Below are 19,753 nucleotides of genomic sequence, written 5' to 3' on the forward strand. Positions count from 1 at the left end.
TTTGCCGCGGCTCACCGTCCTCATGAAAGTCACTCTGATCCCTGTCACGCCGTTCCAGCAGAACTGCTCGCTGCTCGTTTGCGAGGCAACGGGACGCGCCGCCGTCGTCGATCCAGGCGGCGATCTCGAGGTCATCCAGGGCGAGGTCAAACGCCAGAATGTCTCGGTGGAAAAGGTCTTCCTGACGCACGGCCATATCGATCACTGTGCCGGCGCGAAGACGTTGGCCATGCATTACGGTGTGCCGATCGACGGCCCGCATCCTGACGAACGCTTCTGGCTCGACAAGCTGCCGGACCAAAGCACGCGCTTCGGCTTCCCGGCCGCGCAGGCGTTCGAACCGGACCGCTGGCTGCAGGACGGCGACACCGTCCAGTTCGGCGATGAAACGCTGGAGGTCTACCACTGCCCCGGCCATACGCCCGGCCATGTGATCTTCTTTAGTCGCGCGCACCGGCTCGCGCTGGTGGGCGACGTGCTGTTCGCCGGCTCGATCGGCCGCACCGATTTTCCGCGCGGCAATCATGCCGACCTGATTCGCTCGATCCGCGAAAAACTCTGGCCGCTTGGCGACGACGTCACCTTCGTGCCCGGCCACGGGCCCACCTCGACGTTCGGCGCCGAGCGCCGCACGAACCCGTATGTCGCAGATGGAGTCAGCGCATGAGCGCCGAAATCTATGTGAGCACCGATGTCGAAGCGGACGGTCCGATCCCCGGCCCGCACTCCATGCTCAGTTTCGCCTCGGCGGCCTATACCGAAGACAAACAACTGATCGGCACCTTCTCGGCGAACCTCGAACTGCTGGAGGGCGCGAGCCCCCACCCGGTCCAGGACGCATGGTGGAAGACCCAGCCCGAGGCCTGGGCCGCCTGCCGCGTGGATCTGCAGCAACCCGCCAAGGCGTTGGAAGCGTACGTGACGTGGGTCGAGGCGCTGCCCGGCAAGCCGGTCTTCGTGGCGATGCCGGCCGGCTTCGATTTCACCTTCATGTTCTGGTACATGATGCGCTTCACCGGCCGCTGCCCATTTTCATGGTCGGCGCTCGACATCAAGACACTTGCGTTTGCGATGACCGGTCTGCCCTATCGCAAATGCATCAAGCCGCGCTTGCCGCAGCGGTGGTTCGACGAACACCCGCACACCCACGTCGCGCTCGACGATGCGATCGAACAAGGCGCCCTGTTCTGCAACATGCTCGCCGAACTGCGCGGCAACCAGGCCGCCCTGGCCGGCCACACGAGCGCGATTGCCGCAGCGGCTGCGGCCACCGCAGCCGCAAAAGATGGGGACGGCACAGGGCAAAATGTCGCCGTCAAACCGGCAAATTAGGTAATCTCCCTCGCTAGGGCCGTTTTACATTGCGTTTCGTTTTCACCGCCTCTACTATTAGGAACATGGCATGCCAACGGAGGCGCAGTTGACACTCGATACGTTCTCTCAAAAGATCCTGCGCCTGTTGCAGCTCGACGCTCGCCGCTCGGTGCAGGAGATCTCCGACCAGGTCGGCCTGTCCAGCACACCGTGCTGGCGGCGGATCAAGGACATGGAGCAATCGGGGGTGATCCAGCGCTACACGGCCTTGCTGGATCGCGAAAAGCTCGGTCTGCATGTGTGCGCACTCGCCCACATCCATCTGACGCGGCACACGGAGGGCGGGGTCGAACAGTTCGAGCGGGAGATCGCCACCTGTCCCGAAGTGACCGAGTGCTACAGCACCACAGGCGAATCCGATTACATCCTCAAGATCGTCGCGCCGGACATCAAGGCTTACGATGCGTTTCTGCACGAGCGCATCTTCAAGATTCCGGCGGTCGCGCAAGTACGCACGAGCGTCGTGCTGCGCGAGATCAAGTTCGACACGCAACTGCCGCTTTAGGAGCTTCGGTGCCGCGCGGCTAACTGGCTGCGATGGTCTCCGCGCGATAGCCCGCCGGCCTGTGCGCCGGACCTGCCGGTCCTGCCTGTCCTAGGCGATATCGTGGCGCTGCGCGGACGGTTGCGTGGACGCCGCGCTGGGCAAATCCGCATCCATGGCCCGCAACACGCTCAGGTGGCGTGCGCCGAGCCGGTTCTTCAATCCCGTCAGGTCCAGTTGCGCCAGGCGCTGCGCGTCGCTATCGCTGGCGGACAGCGTTACGTCGACATCGAGACCGGTGCTCAAGTAGTGAATATTCACCGCAGCGGCGTGCTCGCCCTGCGCGGCCAAGGCCGCCTCGACCTCCGCGACGACGCGCTCGCGAGGCGGCAAGTTGGCCGGCGGCCGCGCCACTGCATCGTTTTCCGGATCGACGTGGATCAGCGCATCGAGCACCCGGCTATCGGTCAGCACGCGCGAGCGCGCCGACTCGGCAATGTAGTGCCCTTCAGAAACGGAGATCAACGGATCGACCAGGATGTGCGCATCGACGAGCGCGAAGTCGCCCATCTTGCGCGTGCGCAGTTCGTGCACGTCGCGCACGCCGGGTGTGGACATCAGCAGCGTGCGGACATCGTCGGTCGCGGCATCGTCGAGGGCGCGGTCCGAGAGATCCTGCAGCGCATCCCAGCCAAAGGTCCAACCCATTCGCGCGACCATGAAACCGACAATCGCGGCCGCAATCGGATCGAGAAGCCGCACGCCGGCCAGACTGCCGATAATGCCGATCGCGACCACCAGCGATGAAGCCGCATCGGAACGCGCATGCCAGGCGTTGGCAATCAGCATGGCCGAACGCACGCGTTGCGCTTCACGCAGCATGTAACGAAACAAGGCTTCTTTCGAGACGAGTACCAGCACGGCAACGGCGAGCGCACTCAGATGAACCGCCGGAATATCCTGCAAATCCGCAAGGCGCGTTCCGGCGCGCCACAACATCCCGACGCCCACGGCAATAAGCAGTGCGCCGAGAAACAGCGAAGCGACTGTCTCATAGCGGCTGTGGCCGTAATTGTGATCGGCGTCCGGCTGCGCACCACTGTGACGATTGGCAATCAGTACGACAAAATCCGAAACCAGGTCGGCGAGCGAATGCACGCCGTCGGCGACGAGTGCCTGCGAATGGGCAATCACGCCGATGACGATTTGCAGCGCCATCAACACCGTATTGAGCGCGATACTGACAAACGTACTTTTGCGCGCGACGTCGTGTTTTTCTGCGGATTGGGCGTCGAGAGTGGAGAGCATGTGTGCGGACTGGATTTTGAATGTCCGGATTCTAACCGCCGCACTGTGACAAATTCTCTAATCCCCTAAATTTTTCTTTTAAATCAGATGCTTATCTAAACACGAAGCATTCGTGTTCCATGTAAGGCCGAATGGTTGCACGAAGCACAGGAAACCTGTGTCCGCGCAGTGAGCAGGATAGATAGTGGAAGACAAAAAAAACCGCGCACCTGAAGGTTGCGCGGTTCTTTGGCCGGTAGCGCGATAATGCACTACCGGAGTAGTGCAATTAACGCTGGATCAGAAACTTCTCACGATCCTGACCGGCGATCCAACGCGGCGGTTTGCCGCGGCCGGACCATGTGCTGCCGCTATCCGGATCGCGATATTTCGGTGCGACGCCGGCACGCGGGCGGCCCACTTTCGCATTCTTGCCACGGCCGCCGCCCAACTCAGCGAGCGTAATGCCGTAGTCGGCCATCTTCTGCTTGATCTCGTTCAACACTTCCGCGTATTCACGCGACTTTGCTTCTTCGATCTGCTTTTCCAGCTTCTCTCGCTGCGCGAGTAGTTCCTTGTAGGAAGACATAGGTTCCCTTATGGTTTGGATAAATGACTACCAGTCTGAGCCGGTTTGCCCTTTGAAGGTGTTCATGCCTCGGAATTTGCAGGCGAGATTAACACAAAATAGAAAGCGCGGAAAAGTCGAACTCTTAAATTAATTAAGTTTCGTTTCGAAAAATTTCCGTTAGCGACGACGTTAGCAAACCTTTCATTTACTTCTTTTTCGCAGGATATGGAAAAACTAGCCGCCGAGGGAGTAAATGCTGGAATCAACTCTCAAATTATGAAAATTAATATGTGGATTGCACCAAAACATTTCACGGGATGAAAGCTTTTCCGTAGATTCATAGAAAAATACGAGATAAATAGTCCGGATGCATCAACGACTCGGTGTTTTCCCGCAATAGGAGTCGTCATGAATCGTTCATATGCCACGCTATGCAATCTTCTAGTGCTACGTGCAAGGAATCGGTGTCTTCGGCGACGCTTTTAAATGTGAAGCGGCTTCGCAAAGCCCCCTTCTTGAGATCCGCGCCATAGCGGTCGATGCCCAGCAGTTCCAGGTCACGCGTCCGCCGAGGGTGAGCGTCGAACCACGCCAGCAACGCGCACTCGTCGTCGAGCGGGACGGGGTCCAGCGGATCGAGCTCGGCGCCGTCGAGCCAGCCCATGGCGCCAAAGCCACCGATATAGCGCAGCCGCTCGAGCGTCATCACCCAGAAATCGAAATCGCCTAGCGCGAGGTAGCGCTCGGCGTCCGGGTGATAGCGCAAGTAACGGCGCACCGCGGCAGGCTCCAGTTCGACCATCTCGAACGAACCGAGCAGCGTGACCCGCTGACCGTTGAGCACGTCGCCATCCGGAGCGTGCGCCACCAGAAATCCGGCACGCGCATCAGCCTGCAGGTTGCGCGTGTGTTCGGCGAGCCGGCTCACGAGGATGGTCGGACGGTGCCGCGCATCGGGCGCAAACGGCAGAATCGACGGATAGGGAAAGCCCTCGGGCCGGCGCGAGTGGGTCGCGAGCGTGCCGGCCGCGGCCTGATGCAGCAGATGGAGCGGGGCGTGAGCAGGGATATTCAAGTGCGCGTCCTCGGTGGATGGCGTGTCCTCGAGCGTCTGCTGTGAAACAGCGCGGTCGTGAGAGCGGATAGATAGAGATATTAGTTCACCGCTCGTCTGCAGGACTGCGGCTGCTTCGTTAGAATCTGAAGTTCGCTTTCAGGCGGCTTTCTCGGCGTCGCCCGTTTCCTCATTTCCGATTCTTGCTCCTCCTAGCCGTGTCCGCCAACGAGACTTCCGTGTCCGACCGTCCATCCGGTTTCACCGCGCTTCCCGCCGCGCATCGCGACCTGCCGGCCGCCTCGCTCAAGCGCGCCCGCCTCGCGACCATGGCGCTCTTCTTTATCGCCGGGATGATGTACGCGTCCTGGGGGGTGCATGTGCCGACCGTGCGCGACCGCTTCCACCTGAATCCGGCGCTGCTGTCCTTCGCGCTGCTGGCGGTGGCGGGTGGTTCGATCACTGCAATGGCGACCAATGCGTCGTGGATTGCCCGTGTCGGCACCCGTCGCGCGTGTCTCGCCGGCGGCCTCGCGATGGCGCTCTGCGCGGCGCTGATCCTCGTCGTGCCGTTTTACTGGCTGCTGCTGGCGGTGCTGGCTCTGTTCGGCGCCGGCATGGCGACGCTGGACGTCGCCATGAACGCCGAGGCAAGCGCGGTCGAGCAGACGCTTGGACGGCCGATCATGTCCTCGCTGCACGGCATGTTCAGCGTCGGCGGGATGGTTGGCGCGGCCGTCGGCGGAGCGCTGCTGGCGCGCGGCATGGCGCCCGCCGTGCACCTGGCGCTGACCGCCGTGCTGAGCGCGCTGGTCCTGCTGATAGCCTGCCCCGCGGTCTTGCCGCACGTGCCGCACGCCGACCATCCGGATGCCGCGACGCCGCGCGCCAACCGCTGGCGCTCCCCGGCGCTGTGGGCGCTCGGAGCCACAGCCCTGGTTGCGTTGATCGCCGAGGGGGCGATGTACGACTGGGCCACCATCTATATGCGCGACGTTGTCATCACGACACCCGCGCTTGCGAGCGCGGCCTACGCGGCGTTTTCCGGCGGCATGGCGGCGGCCCGTTTTGCCGGCGATGCCGTGCGCGCCCGTTTCGGCGCGCCGCAACTGGTCATGGCGAGCGCATCGCTCGCGTGCGCCGGGATGATCGGCGCGCTGCTGCTGCCGTATTCGTTCACTGCGCTGTTTGGCTTCACGTTGATGGGCCTTGGGCTGGCGAACATGATGCCGGTGCTGTTCGCGGCGGCCGCGCGGGTCGAAGGCATCCACGCGGCCGAGGGGCTCGCGCATGTCGCGGGACTCGCCTATTTCGGCCTGCTGCTCGGGCCCGTGATCATCGGCGGCGTGACGCAGGTCACCAATCTGCCGATCGGGCTGTCGGTGGTCGCGGTGTGTTCGGCGCTGATCGCGTTCGCCGGACCGAAGGTGCTGCGCCGTTTGAAAATCTGATGCGGATTGGCTCAGCACGCCGCTGAGCGGCGTGTGCCGCCGCCGGAAACACACCCCCGTGAGTTACGTTACACGCGCCGGGTGCGAGGCCATGTTCCGTGACACATGGTTGCCCGCGGCACTCGCCGTGACGTTCTCACTTCCTTCCTTCGCCTTGATTTTTAAGGATTTATCCTTGCTGGACGATCACGTCTTACGAATGGCATAGGCCTTGCAGTTAGCTCCCCATCAGTTCAATACCGGGGGAGCAGAAACATGAATCGCAATTTCCAAATGACGGCCATCGCCATGTGTGTGTCGTCAATGATGGTTCTTCAAGGTTGCGGATCGACCTTGACCAAGCAGTCGCCCAACCTTGGCGGTGGTTCCGGCAGCGGCGTCGTGACCGGTGCGGGTAGTGGTTCCGGCAGTGGTTCGGGAAGCGGTTCTGGGTCTGGTTCCGGATCGGGTTCGGGTTCTGGGTCTGGCTCGGGTAGCGGCACGCCAACGCCCACTCCGACTCCGACTCCGACTCCGACTCCGACTCCAACGCCGACACCGACACCTACGCCTACACCGACGCCTACACCCACGCCAACGCCCACACCAACCCCATCGCCCAGCGCCAACGCCATCGGTGCGCTCGTCCAGAACACGGGCAACGTCGTCACCGCGACTGGCCAGACCGTTTCCGCACTGGGCAGCCAGATCGGACTCACCCCGATCCCCGGCGGCAACACGGCGACCACCACCGCGCTCGGCAACGTCGTGTCGAATCTCGGCAACGGCGTCACCGCACTCGGCACGGGCGCCACGAACGGCCTCGGTCAGTTGGGCGTCTCGACCGATCCGCTCGGCACGACCCTGTCGAGCAGCGGCAACCTCGTCTATGACGTGGGCCAGGCAGTCAACAGCACCGGCCAACTGGTCACCAGCCTCGGCAGCGGTCCGACGGCACCGCTCAGCCCGCTGACTACGCCGCTCGGCACGACCGTCTCGGCGGTTGGCAACGCCGTCAGCGGACTGGGCACCACGCTCGGCACGACGCTGTCCACCGGCCCGATCGAGCAGGTCACCCAATCGGTCAACACGGCCATTACGCCGATCACCACCACGCTCGCGCAGACGACGCAAACCGTCGGCGACACCACCGGTCTCGGCGCGCCGCTGAACGGCCTGCTGTCGACCATCGGCCACGGACTCGACAACGCGGGCAACCAGATCAGCAGCGCAACCACCAACCCGATCGGTCAAAGCCTCGGCAATGTCGTCACCAACCTCGGTAACACCGTCACGTCGGCGGGCGGTTTGCTGACTAGCGGCGCGAGCAGCAGCAACCCATTGGCGCCGATCACCGGCATCCTGACCGGCACGAGCAACCCGCTCAGCGGAACCCCGCTCGCGCCGATCAGCAACATCCTGACGGCGTTGCCGGGCACGCTGAGCGGCGGCCTCACGGGCGGCAGCTCCGGCAATCCACTCGCGCCGATCACCGGTGTGCTGACCTCGGTCACCTCGTCGTTGACAGGCGGCCTGGGGGGCGCCAGCGGCTCGGGCAGCCCACTTGCGCCGCTCACGGGCGCCCTCACCTCGGTGACCAGCGCGCTCGGCGGCGCGACAGGCGGCGCAGGTGGCACGGGTGGGTCAGGCAATCTGCTGGCGCCGGTCACGTCTGCGGTCTCGTCGCTCACCGGCGCGCTGGGCTCGGTGACCGGGAGCGTCACCGTATCCGGTTCGGCAAGCGGGAACGGCGCAGCCAGCGGCAGCGGCAGCGCCAGCACCAACCTGCTCTCGCCGGTCACCGGGCTTGTCAGCTCGTTGACAAGCGGCCTGAGCGGCGCGACTTCAGGCAGCGGCTCCAGCGGCAGTTCCGGCAGCGGCTCGGGCAGTAGCTCGGGAGGCCTGCTAGGCGGGCTGTTGCCGAAAAAATAAAGGCAGCGAAAAAGAAGAAAAAGCAGTACCAGGGGGGCGGCGGACCGGGCAACCGGTCCGCCGTTTTTTATGCCGCACTCGACGAACGCCGGGCAGGGTCATGAAGCGTGAGAGACACGAACCCCGGCAAACCACGACATAACGCACGTTATGCCGCAGAACGGACAGCGCCGTGCACCACACTTACAGCTCGTGGTAGGTGTCGTAGCTATTGCAGAAGTCGTTGCGCACGACGAAGTTCGTATAGGTCATCGTCACGGCTGCCTCGAGTCCTTCCACGTAATGCCACCAGCCGATCGGCAGGAACAGCAGATCGCCAGGTCCGATCGTGCATTCGATCAGGTTCGCCTGCTGCAAAGCCGGATAGCGCGCCACATCCATTGCGCCGCCGTCCACCTGCGAATAGCAGTGCAAGTCGTTATACATATACGGCGTATCCGACATCGGAATCAGCTTGACGCGCTTGCGCCCGAGCACCTGCGCCATGAAGTTGTTGGTCAGGTCGTGGTGAAACGGTGTCTTCGTACCGGCGGGACCGAACCAGAAAAAACCGCTATCCGGCGAAGTAGGATCGAGATACTCGCGAATGGTCGGCACGTCTTGCCAGAGCGCCGCAAGCGAGGCCCGATTGATCGACGTGTTGTTCGCCGTCATATAAAAGTCATTGGTCGCGCCGCTCCGTTCGACCAGATCGACATATTCGCGAAACGGCATCTTCCGCTTCAGATTCGGCTGGTTGACTTCGTAGTTGGGATCCGAATCCCGGCCAAACTGCACCTCGACCTCGCAATCGCCGCAGCGCGCCCGGAAGTAATCGAAGCTCCATTGGGTGCGCGCCGGCCACGTATCGAATGCGCCGGTGATAATCACCGGGCGATTCTGAAAGTAGTACTGCTCAAAGAATTCGTCGCGCGAGAGCCGCTCGCGCCGCTCGACCGCGGTACCGCTCGCGCGCATCCGGCTGAGCTGACCGTACACGGATAAGGTCCAGTCGCGCTTGCGCAAACGATTGCACAAGCGCGCACTGCCCTGCAGATACGGACTTGCAACCGCGGCATTGATTTCCCTGGCTGCTTCGTCCGCATCGAAACCCTGGTTGAGCATGGCCGTATGCAGCACAGGGGCCGGCGCGCCCAGCAACAGATTTTCGGCAATCCAGCGACGCATGTCGTCGTTCATGCGAGTCACAGTCGTCTCCCCGTGTTCAATCGTCCGAACGTTAGACTCTCACGCAGCGGCCCAAAAGAAAAGGCGCGCATTCCTAACGGAATACGCGCCTCGCATCATCCTGCAAACGGCAGGCAAAACGCCTGCCGTCTGTGGTGAACACTTACATCTTGACCACGTCCAGCAGCGTCTTCTTGCCTGCCTTGTAGTCATACAGCGAGATCACGCCGTGCTGCAGGTCACCCTTCGCGTCGAACGTCGTTTCGCCAATCACGCCCTTGTAGTCGGTCGTCGGCATCGCTGCCAGGATCTTTGCCGGATCCGTCGAGTTAGCACGCTTCATAGCATCGACGATGATGTACACAGCGTCATACGTGAACGGAGCGTAAATCTGGATCGGTTGGCCGAAACGCTTTTCGTACTTGGCTTCGAACGCCTTGCCGCCAGCCATCTTCTCGAGCGCCATACCGGCTTCCGAGCAGACGATGTTGTCGGTTGCGTCGCCAGCCAGGTCCGACAGCTTGTCGGTACACACGCCGTCACCCGCCAGAACCTTCGCACGCAGGCCGAGCTGCTTGGCTTGCTTGGCGAACGGGCCGCCGGTTGCGTCCATGCCGCCGTACATGATGGCGTCAGGGTTTTCACCCTTGATCTTCGTCAGAATGGCGCGGAAGTCGACAGCCTTGTCGTTGGTCGCGTCATGCGACATCACGTTCAGGCCGAGCGACTTGGCGGTCTTCTCGAATTCGTTTGCCAGACCTTGGCCGTAAGCGGTCGAGTCGTCGACGATCGCGACGCTCTTCACCTTCAGATCCTTGGCGGCATAGTTAGCCAGTGCCGGGCCTTGTTGCGCATCGGTCGCCACGACGCGGTAGGTCGTCTTGAAGCCCTGTTGCGTGTAAGCCGGGTTGGTTGCCGACGGCGAGATCTGCACGATGCCTGCATCGCTATAGATCTTCGAAGCCGGAATCGAGGTACCCGAGTTCAGGTGGCCGACCACTGCGACGACCTTGTCGTCAACCAGCTTCTGTGCAACCTGAGTAGCGGTACGCGGGTCAGCCGCGTCGTCTTGCGCGTCCAGTTGCAGCGTGACTTTCTGGCCGCCAATCGACAGACCCTTGGCGTTGATTTCTTCAACCGCCAGACGGGCGCCGTTTTCGTTGTCCTTACCCAGGTGAGCGATACCGCCGGTAAGCGGTGCGACGTGGCCGATCTTGATGACCTCGTCCGCCACCGCGCCCGTTGCCAACGACGCAAACAACATGGCAGCAGCGCTGATCGGCAACAGCTTTTGAATCTTGATGTTCATGTAAGTCTCCAGTTTCGGTCCCAAAAACAACGTAATCGCCCTGTGCCCCCGCTTCCTTCTCGTGTCGCTCAGTCCCGTGGACGATCACGCCGGTTGCATCGTTTTATGCACTTGGCCAGCACGCCAGACAGCCTGTTTGTGGCAAGCGGCTATGCGTACTTGCGCGCAAGTGTAGGCTATCAAATTAATTTGTGGGATTTTTTTGAGTAAGTGGGATCAACACCAATAGCGTTTATCCCACAAGGTCGAACGGGGGACCGGTGAACGCCCCGGAGAGCACCAGCCCATGCGGGTTTCCACAGGGACGGGGGAGGTGTTGCGACGGCAGTTTGACGGTTTTTCAGGTCTATGCCGTTAATTGACTGAATAACGATTGAACGCCGCAAACCGTCGCGCGAGGCGGCGGGCGCGGCGGACTTTTCAGTCTGCAAGGCGGCCAATCTCGGCCGCCGCCGCGCGCCATTCGGCGTGCAACTGTTCGACCAGTTCCGTGGCCGGCAGCCCCTCGGGGCGCTTGCGTCCAAGCGGCGCACCCTGCCCCGACCACAGTGACAAATAGTCGCCGTTGTCGGCCCGCCCCGCGGTCTGGCGCAGTTCCTGGGTGAGCGCGTTCTGCACCGGGTAGGGCGCCACCGTATCCAGGTGCTCGCCCAGATGCTGCATGAGCGGATTGCGTATGCCGCGGGCATGCCGGCCGGTGATCGCCCGGGTCACGCTGGTCGCCGTATCCGGGGCTGAACGCACGCGGGCCTTCCAGTCCGACGGGATCGTGCTCTCCGCGCAGGTCAGGAACGCCGTGCCCATCTGCGCCGCCTGCGCGCCGAGCGCCAGCGCGGCGACGATACCGCGTCCATCCATAATGCCGCCGGCGGCCAGCACCGGCAGTCCGGTCGCGTCCACCAGTTGCGGTACCAGCGCCATCGTCCCCACCAGGGCATCTTCGAAGCGGCCGATGAAGGTGCCGCGATGCGCGCCCGCTTCGGCGCCTTGCGCGGCAATCGCGTCGGCGCCGAGATCGCGCCAGGCCACGCCTTCGGCCACGTGCGTCGCGGTGCCGATCACATAGCTGCCGGCCGCGTGCAACCGCTCGATATCCTCGCGCGGGATCAAGCCAAAGGTGAAGCTCACCACCGGCACGCGCAACTCGATCAGCATTTCGAGCTGCTCGCGGAAGTCGGGCGCGTAGCGTTCGAGCGGCTTGCCGGCCGGCAAACCGAGCTCGGCGCGCAGCGGGTCGATCGCCGTGAGCGCGCGGCGCACGGTGGCTTCGTCCGGTGCGTAAGGCTCCAGCACAAACAGGTTCACGCCGAACGGCCGCGCGGTCAGTGCGCGGATCGCGGCCACCTCGCTGGCGAGCTTTTCCGCAGAAAAGGGCGCGGCAGCCAGAAACCCCAGCGCACCGGCGTTCGATACGCCCGCCACCATCGCCGGCGAGGTCGGTCCACCCGCCATCGGCGCCTGCACGACCGGCACGCGCAAATCGAAACGTTCGGCAAACGGCGAGGCAAAACGGTGTGTATTCGTCATGATTGAATCCTTCCCCGTGGGGGCGCCCGCGCGAGCTGCGGGTCAACGCTGCCGACTCTACTGGAGCACCGGGTCCACGAAAAATGAATTATCGAGAACGTTTCCATCGTAGGTCGAGAAAGCAGTCCTGTGAACCGCGGGCGGCGGCGCCTGCTGCCGCGCTGCAGCACCTTTCTTTTAGTGGCAAACTGACCGGCCCACGGCGGCCCTGGCCGCCTGCACCACCGTAATCTGAAGGAGAGTAATGTGAGCGTGACTTCCCGATGGATCGACATTCCGGCCGGCAATGACAGTTTCGGAGGCTATCTGGCGCTGCCCAAGAGCGGCAAGGGCCCAGCCATCATCATCATTCAGGAAATCTTCGGCGTGAACAGCCATATTCGGGCGGTTGCCGACCAGTACGCCCAGGACGGCTATGTGGCGCTCGCGCCGGACCTCTTCTGGCGCACCCAGCCGCGCGTCGAACTGACCTACGCCGGCGCCGACCGCGACAAAGGCATTGAAATCATGCAGAAGACCGACGTGGGCCTTGCCGTGGCCGACATCGGCGCGACGGCGGCCGCCCTGCGCGCGATGCCGGAAGTGACCGGCAAGGTGGCGGCAATCGGCTACTGCTTCGGCGGCCGGCTCGCGTATCTGGCCGCCGCGCAACACACCATCGACCTCGGCGTGAGCTACTACGGCGGCGGGATCCAGAACCTGCTCGACGAAGCCGCGAAGATCAAGGTGCCGATGCTGTTCCACTACGCCGAGCTCGATCACGGCATTCCGCTGGAAGCGGTGGGCCAGGTGCAGGAACGTTTCGCCGGCCGTGGCGACGCGCAATTCCATATCTACGCAAACGCCGATCACGGCTTCAACTGCACCGACCGCGCGTCCTACAACCAGCACGCCGCGGCGCTGGCGCACGGCCGCACGCTGACCTTCCTCGGCGAACACCTGTAACGGGCGCGGCCGGGAGTGCTGTCCGACTACCTCGCCCATGACGCGATCGGCCTCGCCGAGCTGGTCCGCACGCGTGAAGCCAGCGCGCGCGAATTGCTCGATATGGCCATCTCGCGCGCCGAAGCGGCCAATCCCGCGATCAACGCGATCGTCCTCAAGGACTACGAGGCGGCCCGGCAACGGGCCTCGCGCAATCATGCGCACGCGCTCGGCGACGGGCCGCTTGCGGGCGTGCCCTATCTGATCAAGGATCTGGGCGCACCCGTGGCGGGCTTGCGAATGTCGATGGGCAGCCGTCACTACCGCCACTTCGTGCCCAGCGAAGACGCGCCGGTGGTCGCGCTGGCCCGCGCGGCCGGCCTCAACATCTTCGCCAAGACAAGCACCTCGGAACTGGGGCAGATGCCCTATACCGAACCCGAACTGTTCGGCCCCTGCCGCAACCCGTGGAGCCTCGACCACACGCCGGGCGGTTCGAGCGGCGGCGCGGGAGCCGCGGTCGCGGCGGGCATCGTGCCGCTCGCGCACGCCTCCGATGGCGGCGGTTCGATCCGCATTCCCGCTTCCTGCTGCGGCCTGTTCGGCCTCAAGCCGTCGCGCGGACGCATTCCCAGTTTGTACGCGCCGGCCGCCGGCGAGCTCGGCGTCGATCATGCGGTCTCGCGCAGCGTGCGCGACAGCGCGCTGCTGCTCGACTTCATGACAGGGCAAGCGCAGCAAAAACCACCTGGCGCACCCGGCACGTTTCTGGGCGCGGTCAGCGAGCCGTGCCGGCCATTGAGCATCGCCTATGTGACCGACCCGATGCTCGCGCCCATGCTGTCGGCCGACGCACGCGCGGCGCTCGACGACGCGGCGAAACTCGCGGCGTCGCTCGGACACCATGTCGAACCGGCCACGCTCGGTATCGATTTCGAGGCGGTGCGGCATGCCTACCTGATGTTGTGTTCGTTGACGGCGCGCGACATGGTGCTGAACGCGGAGCGCATCACCGGCCGCAAGCCGGTGCGCGACGAGTTCGAAATCGCCACTTGGGCGATGGCCCAGATCGGCCGCAAGCTCGGCGAGCGCGCCTTGCCGGCGGCTCTCGAGGAACAGCGCCGGATTACCGTGAAACTCACCGATCTGCTGTCGCGCTACGACGTGGTGCTGTGCGCCACGCTGGCCTCTGCGCCGATCAAGATCGGCGAGATGCAGCCCACCGCAAGCGAGCGCCTGCAGATGCGCGCGGTCGTCACGCTGCCGCTCGAATTGCTGCTGAAGAGAATGCTCGCGGAAGCGTCCGACAAGGCGTTCGCCTGGGCCGGTTGCACGGAGGTGTTCAATCTGAGCGGCCAGCCGGCGATGTCGGTGCCGCTGTACTGGAATGCACGCGGCTTGCCGGTGGGCGTGCAGTTCGCGGCGCGCGAGGGCGGCGAAGCCACGCTGTTCCGGCTCGCCGCGCAACTCGAGGCCGCCCGGCCCTGGTTTGCCAAACGTCCTCCATTGATGCCGGCGCGCAGCTAAACATAACTAAGCACCACAAGCCGGACGCAGCGCTCAGGCGGGACGGCGACGCGCGTCGAGATCGACATGGCGCATGCCGGGAATATAGGCAAGCGCGACGATCGACAAGACAAGGCCGCCCATCACGTAGTAAGTCGGCGCGAGCGGGGAGCCGGTGGTTTCGATGAGCCACGCGACGATCAACTGCCCGAACGCACCGAACAGCATCACCGCCAGGTTGTACGAAAGAGACAGCCCCGTCGAACGCACGTTGGCCGGAAACAGTTCGGCGATCATCGCGCCGAACGGACCGTAGTAACCGGACAGCGTGATCGACAGAACCGCTTGCACCAGAATCAGTTTCGGCACGCTCGGCGCGGCCGCGAGCGATGCGAACAGCGGGTAGATCAAGACGAGCGTCAGCACCAGCGACCACATCGCAAGCCTTTTGCGGCCAATCCGGTCCGACCATGCGCCGGTCAGCGGCGAGAGCAGCATCAGCAGCAGGTTGCCGACGATCACCGCGTAGAACGACTGCCCATAGGGCAGCCTCAGTTGCTTGACCGCGAAGGTGGGCAGATAGTTGATCAGCACATAAAGGGTGACCGTCACCGCGATCACGGTGCCGAGCCCGCATAGCACTTCGCGGCTATGATGCGCGAGCACTTCGCGCAGGGTCGCGCGCCGCGCCGTCTGTTGCGCGTGCAGAAACGCTTCGGAGTCCGCGAGATGATGGCGGATATAAAAACCGATCGGCCCGATCACGAGCCCCAGCAAAAATGGCACGCGCCAGCCCCACGACTTCAGCGCTTCAGGCGAGAGACCTCGCGTGATCGCCGCGCCGACCGCGGCGCCGAGCAGCAACGCAGCCGCCTGGCTGGCCATCTGCCAGCCGCCGTAGAGGCCGCGCTTCGAGAACGGCGCCGCTTCGATCAGGAGTGCGGTGGAACTGCCGAACGCGCCGCCCGCCGAAAAACCTTGCAGCAAGCGCCCCAGCACGATCATCAGCGGTGCGCCGATGCCGATGGCCGAATACGGTGGTGCGATCGCTACGAGCAGCACACTGAGCGTCATCAGCGCCATCACCAATGACAACGCCGCCTTACGCCCCGCACGGTCAGCGTAAAGTCCGAGCACGATGGCGCCGACGAGCCGCATGACGAACACGGCGCCGAAACTGGCGGTAGTGAGAAGCAGGGAGGAATAGCCGCTACGGGCGGGAAAGAACAGCTCGGCGAGCACCACCGTCATCAGGCCAAAGACCGAGAAGTCGTACCACTCGAGTGCATTGCCGATCACGGCTGCCGCTACCGCTCGCGTGTAGAGGCTCTTTGACGCTGCCATCAGGATCTCCAGCCTTCGAAAGGTGTCGCGTGCTGCCTTGAAGACAAGCCGCTAGCGCCATGCCAAACGCATTGCGAGTGTAAAGATCGCTGTAAAGGTTTTCAAGCTGGAAAAAGGGGTCTGCCGCACGCTGCGGCAGACCCCTTGGCTAACCATGCCGGCAAGCGCGCCCTGATGCTGCAGCGCATTCGGCACGGCACGTCCGGTGCACGGCCCTCACCGGGATCTCAGGCCTTCTTGTTATATGCGCTGCACCAACCCTTGGCCGAAACCTGCTTGCCGCCGAACATCGGGCAGCCGCCCCACGGGTCGGCGGCTTTTCCCTGATAGAAGCTGCAGTTGCCACAGTCCTGGCCGGCCGCGTACTTGGCGTACTTGGCCTTGTCGACCGTGGTGGCGTCAAGCTTGTAGCCGAGCGCCTGAGCGGTCGGATCGGTTTCGGTAACTTTGGGGGCGTCGGCGAAGGCCTGGCGCGACAACGCGAGCGTCGACGCAACGCCAATGCTCGTAATCAGGAAACTACGACGGGATGACTTCATGGGGACTCACTCCATTTGTATTGGACTCGACGCCGTTCTAACGACAGCGGTCCCCAAGCATAGCAACGAAGCCGCCACGCGTGACAGCTCAAATGATGGAGATAAGCAAATTGTTAAGCCCGCCCGGCCAGTTCGCACACGCGCTGCGCAATCGCGAGGCACGCGGTCAAGCCCGGCGATTCGATCCCGAACAGGTTGACCAGTCCGCGTACGCCATGCGCGGCCGGCCCTTGAATCACGAAGTCGGCAGCCGGTTCGCCCGGACCAGAGAGCTTGGGACGAATGCCCGCATAGGCCGGCTGCAACGCGCCGTCGGGCAGCGCCGGCCAATAGGCGCGGATCGCGGCATAGAAGGAGTCCGCACGATGCGGGTCCACATCGTAGTTGATCGCATCGACCCATTCGACATCGGGGCCGAAGCGCGCCTGGCCGCCGAGATCGATGGTCAGGTGCACGCCGAGACCCGCCTCGTTCGGCATCGGATAGATCAGCCGGCTAAACGGCGCGCGCCCCGAGATGCTGAAGTAATTGCCGCGCGCCAGATAGAGCGGCGGCACATGCCGCGCATCGAGTCCGCGAATCTGCCGGGCGAGCGCATTGGCCTGCAGGCCTGCGCTATTGATCACGCATGCCGCGCTGATCGTGGTGGGCGCGGCGCCGCCGACCTTCACCACGAAGCGCCCGTTGCTCGACTCGATCGCCTCGACCGGCGCATGGAACGCGCACACCGCGCCGTCGCGTTCGGCATCGCCCTGCAGCGCGAGCATCAGTTGATGACTGTCGACGATCCCCGTGCGCGGCGAAAACACCGCCTCCACGCATTCGAGTGCCGGCTCCAGCGCTTGCGCTTCGGCCCCGCCGATTCGCAGCAGGTCGAGCACGCCGTTTTCCTTGCCGCGCGCCATGATGCTTTCCAGTTGCGGCACCTGGTTGCGCGAAGTCGCCACGAGCAGCTTGCCGCATCGCGAATGCGGCACGCCGTGTTCTTCGCAGTAGTCGTAGAGCATATCGCGGCCGCGCACGCACAGCGTCGCCTTGAGTGAACCGCGCGGATAGTAGATGCCCGCGTGAATCACTTCGCTATTGCGCGAACTGGTGCCTACGCCGATCGCCTCGGCCGCTTCCAGCACTATCACTTCGCGACCGCGTGCCGCTAACGCACGCGCTACCGCCAGGCCCACGACACCGGCGCCGATTACCACACATTCGATCTGATCCATGTCTCTTGACGCGGCCTGCCGCACCGCGCGACCCCTCGTCCATCTGATGAAGATGAAGAGCGGCGACGGCTGTCTCGTGCCGCACACCGCTCGCTGTCGAACGCGTCCTGCCCACACGACACAATTGCACGGCACCGTACAGAAACGAATGCCCGCAGTCGCAACGACTGCGGGCATCGATCCGGGTCCTGAGTCTGTGTGACGGACAGCTTCAGTGTACGCCCTCGGCGCCCGGCCCGCTCATCTGATATGAGCGCCGCATGTGACACTGCCATGACGCGACGCCTCGCGCGTCGCTCAAAAGCCGATTGGTTTGCGCCGGTTGCCGTGGTCGAGCCGGATGTCGCCGGCGTCGATCCAGTCGCGGCCGTCGATGCGCGCAGCCCCGAAGCCGTTCAGAATCGCGCGGCGCATTTCGCGCGGCGACGCGTGCTTCAGCGCATCGAGCGCAGGCTCGCCCAGTTCGGCGGGAAAGCGCTGGCCCCAGCCGTGGGCGGAGCGGATTTCAGCATAGATGGACTGGGCGATGCGGCGCGCGCCTTCGTGATCCGGCGGCGGAATCTCGTAGACGTTCATCCGGTTCAGGAGCGGCTCGGGAATGCCACGCTCGTCGTTGGCGGTCGCGATCCAGATCACATGACCCGCGTTGATCGGAATCTCCGCGAATTCGTCGATGAAGGTTTGCGCCGTGTCATGCTCGAGCAGCGCATACAGCGCACCGAGCGGATCGTATTGCGAATCGCCGGTGGCCTTGTCGATCTCGTCGACGGCAATCACGGGATTCGCATAGCTGCCGTGCACGAGGGCCTCGAAGACCTTGCCCGGCTTGGCATTCTTCCATTGCGACGAAGCACCCGAGAGAATCCACCCCGCCGTCAGCGAACTCATCGCGACGTAGTGATATGAAGTCCCCAGCAGCCGCGCAAGCTGCTTCGCAAAATGCGTCTTGCCGATGCCGGGGTCGCCGAGCAACAGGATCGGCATCAGTTCGAGACGGTCCTCGGTTTCGAGGCACAGCGCGACCTGCTTGCGCACATCGTCGAGCGGCTCGCTGAAGTTGGGCAGCGCCTCGACCAGATCGTCGATGGACGGCATCCGGTTCGGCTTCACGCAAAAGCGCAGATTGCCGGTCTTCAGCATCTTCTCGTAGGTCGCGCGCAGCGCCTCGCTCGCCCCTTCGCTCAGATCGTTCAGCGCGGTTTCGACCCGCTCGAGGTCGTAGACCTTGCTAAACGACGCCACCGCGATTTCCTGTTTGACCATTGCTGTTGTCATAGCTCACCCCGTCATGCTGGTCCTGCGGCTACGGCGCCGGCCAGGCGCCGTTTCAATTCCAGTGTAACGATGCAATATTCGGGCGCAAGCGAGCAGCCATGCGGGTCTGCTGCTAACACCCAGACCCTTGGACCTTGTGCCGCCTCCAGCCAGGCAGGGTTGCGGTTGAACGGGTCGATTGCGTCTCCATCTGAAATGCAGTGTTGCTGAACCCGCCCCTCGCACGGATGTCAGAAAAAGGTTGCGATCTTCAGGCGTAAGATGAACGCCTGTCATCCCACCGGACCCAGTGCCCCGGAGAGCCGTCAATGATGTGGAAAACCAGTCTCGCCGCCGTGCTGTTCGGCACTTCGTTACTTGCTCATGCGCAGCAGCCCGCGGCCCCGCAGGTCGTGCAATGGCAGTTGCAGGTGATGCGCGACGGCCAGCAGATCGACTCGTTCGAGGGCAGCACGACGGTCGGCCAAGCTCGCACCGATACTCATCATCAGGTGGCGCAGCACAATGTCGGCTGCAAGGATGTGCCCGGCGGCAGCATCGACCTGTCGCGCACACTGACGGTCTCGCCGCAGCAAGCCGATGCGCAAGAAGTCACACTGGCCATCGACGCGCAGGAAACCCTCGAGGACGACGCCGCACAGCAAACCGATACCGGCTGCAAGCTGCCGCCGCAGCCGCGCGAGGTGACGGCCAATCATCCCGGCCTGAAGGTGCCGGCGGGCCAATGGGCCACCTGGCAGATCGTCGACAAGAATCCGAACCTTGTGTATCGAGTCCGCGCCAACCTCGCCGGTCACTCCTGATATCAAC

General features: G+C 63.6%; 18 protein-coding genes. 8 read left to right on the plus strand and 10 right to left on the minus strand.

Going from position 1 to position 19,753, the window contains the following annotated elements; genetic code table 11:
• Positions 1 to 22 precede the first annotated feature (22 nt).
• The 3 genes from AC1ECK_RS02875 (at position 23) to AC1ECK_RS02885 (ending at position 1,879) form a co-directional block, all read left to right on the plus strand.
• Positions 23 to 667, plus strand: a complete 645-nt coding sequence (locus AC1ECK_RS02875; RefSeq protein WP_480315685.1) for an MBL fold metallo-hydrolase — start codon at positions 23 to 25, stop codon at positions 665 to 667.
• Positions 664 to 1,332: a 3'-5' exonuclease family protein gene (locus AC1ECK_RS02880; RefSeq protein WP_480315687.1), complete on the plus strand. Its 669-nt coding sequence runs from the start codon at positions 664 to 666 to the stop codon at positions 1,330 to 1,332. The genes AC1ECK_RS02875 and AC1ECK_RS02880 overlap by 4 nt, the downstream gene beginning before the upstream one ends.
• A gap of 88 nt (positions 1,333 to 1,420) precedes the next feature.
• Positions 1,421 to 1,879, plus strand: coding sequence for an Lrp/AsnC family transcriptional regulator (locus tag AC1ECK_RS02885; RefSeq protein WP_074263115.1), 459 nt, complete (start codon positions 1,421 to 1,423; stop codon positions 1,877 to 1,879).
• Between the two features lie 90 nt (positions 1,880 to 1,969).
• Here AC1ECK_RS02885 and AC1ECK_RS02890 read toward each other — a convergent pair whose 3' ends face one another.
• The 3 genes from AC1ECK_RS02890 to AC1ECK_RS02900 all read right to left on the minus strand — a co-directional run bounded on the left by AC1ECK_RS02890 (position 1,970) and on the right by AC1ECK_RS02900 (position 4,791).
• Positions 1,970 to 3,166 carry a cation diffusion facilitator family transporter gene (locus AC1ECK_RS02890; protein ID WP_480315689.1) on the minus strand — a complete coding sequence of 399 codons (1,197 nt, stop codon included), beginning with the start codon at positions 3,164 to 3,166 and terminating at the stop codon, positions 1,970 to 1,972.
• Between the two features lie 268 nt (positions 3,167 to 3,434).
• Entirely contained in the window at positions 3,435 to 3,734 is a 300-nt protein-coding gene (locus AC1ECK_RS02895; RefSeq protein ID WP_480315691.1) for an H-NS histone family protein, read from the minus strand.
• 388 nt (positions 3,735 to 4,122) lie between these two features.
• Entirely contained in the window at positions 4,123 to 4,791 is a 669-nt protein-coding gene (locus tag AC1ECK_RS02900; RefSeq protein WP_480315693.1) for a HugZ family pyridoxamine 5'-phosphate oxidase, read from the minus strand.
• A 218-nt stretch (positions 4,792 to 5,009) separates the two neighbouring features.
• On the opposite strand from AC1ECK_RS02900, the gene AC1ECK_RS02905 reads away from it, so the two are divergent.
• Positions 5,010 to 6,221: an MFS transporter gene (locus AC1ECK_RS02905; RefSeq protein WP_480315695.1), complete on the plus strand. Its 1,212-nt coding sequence runs from the start codon at positions 5,010 to 5,012 to the stop codon at positions 6,219 to 6,221.
• A gap of 255 nt (positions 6,222 to 6,476) precedes the next feature.
• Positions 6,477 to 8,132 (plus strand): collagen-like triple helix repeat-containing protein, encoded by a 1,656-nt coding sequence (locus AC1ECK_RS02910; protein ID WP_480315697.1) that lies wholly within the window; start codon positions 6,477 to 6,479, stop codon positions 8,130 to 8,132.
• A gap of 183 nt (positions 8,133 to 8,315) precedes the next feature.
• Here AC1ECK_RS02910 and AC1ECK_RS02915 read toward each other — a convergent pair whose 3' ends face one another.
• The 3 genes from AC1ECK_RS02915 to AC1ECK_RS02925 form a co-directional block, all read right to left on the minus strand.
• Positions 8,316 to 9,311 carry a cupin-like domain-containing protein gene (locus tag AC1ECK_RS02915; protein ID WP_480316448.1) on the minus strand — a complete coding sequence of 332 codons (996 nt, stop codon included), beginning with the start codon at positions 9,309 to 9,311 and terminating at the stop codon, positions 8,316 to 8,318.
• A 151-nt stretch (positions 9,312 to 9,462) separates the two neighbouring features.
• Positions 9,463 to 10,608, minus strand: coding sequence for a branched-chain amino acid ABC transporter substrate-binding protein (locus AC1ECK_RS02920; protein ID WP_480315699.1), 1,146 nt, complete (start codon positions 10,606 to 10,608; stop codon positions 9,463 to 9,465).
• A gap of 420 nt (positions 10,609 to 11,028) precedes the next feature.
• A complete protein-coding gene (locus AC1ECK_RS02925; protein WP_480315701.1) occupies positions 11,029 to 12,135 on the minus strand; it encodes an NAD(P)H-dependent flavin oxidoreductase in 1,107 nt (368 codons plus the stop codon).
• A gap of 246 nt (positions 12,136 to 12,381) precedes the next feature.
• On the opposite strand from AC1ECK_RS02925, the gene AC1ECK_RS02930 reads away from it, so the two are divergent.
• Positions 12,382 to 13,080: a dienelactone hydrolase family protein gene (locus AC1ECK_RS02930; protein WP_480315703.1), complete on the plus strand. Its 699-nt coding sequence runs from the start codon at positions 12,382 to 12,384 to the stop codon at positions 13,078 to 13,080.
• Between the two features lie 15 nt (positions 13,081 to 13,095).
• Positions 13,096 to 14,586, plus strand: coding sequence for an amidase (locus tag AC1ECK_RS02935; protein ID WP_480315705.1), 1,491 nt, complete (start codon positions 13,096 to 13,098; stop codon positions 14,584 to 14,586).
• A 33-nt stretch (positions 14,587 to 14,619) separates the two neighbouring features.
• On the opposite strand, the gene AC1ECK_RS02940 is transcribed toward AC1ECK_RS02935, so the two are convergent.
• From AC1ECK_RS02940 to AC1ECK_RS02955, 4 genes are all read right to left on the minus strand, one after another.
• Positions 14,620 to 15,909: an MFS transporter gene (locus AC1ECK_RS02940; protein ID WP_480315707.1), complete on the minus strand. Its 1,290-nt coding sequence runs from the start codon at positions 15,907 to 15,909 to the stop codon at positions 14,620 to 14,622.
• A gap of 227 nt (positions 15,910 to 16,136) precedes the next feature.
• Positions 16,137 to 16,448, minus strand: coding sequence for a high-potential iron-sulfur protein (locus tag AC1ECK_RS02945; RefSeq protein ID WP_480315709.1), 312 nt, complete (start codon positions 16,446 to 16,448; stop codon positions 16,137 to 16,139).
• Between the two features lie 113 nt (positions 16,449 to 16,561).
• Positions 16,562 to 17,668, minus strand: a complete 1,107-nt coding sequence (locus AC1ECK_RS02950) for an NAD(P)/FAD-dependent oxidoreductase (protein ID WP_480315711.1) — start codon at positions 17,666 to 17,668, stop codon at positions 16,562 to 16,564.
• Between the two features lie 297 nt (positions 17,669 to 17,965).
• On the minus strand, positions 17,966 to 18,943 hold the full coding sequence (locus tag AC1ECK_RS02955) for an AAA family ATPase (protein WP_480315713.1): 978 nt from the start codon (positions 18,941 to 18,943) through the stop codon (positions 17,966 to 17,968).
• 311 nt (positions 18,944 to 19,254) lie between these two features.
• Here AC1ECK_RS02955 and AC1ECK_RS02960 point away from each other — a divergent pair, with 311 nt between their 5' ends.
• Positions 19,255 to 19,746: a hypothetical protein gene (locus AC1ECK_RS02960; protein ID WP_480316450.1), complete on the plus strand. Its 492-nt coding sequence runs from the start codon at positions 19,255 to 19,257 to the stop codon at positions 19,744 to 19,746.
• Positions 19,747 to 19,753: the final 7 nt, after the last annotated feature.

This window comes from Paraburkholderia sp. SSBN10T, from assembly GCF_056619545.1.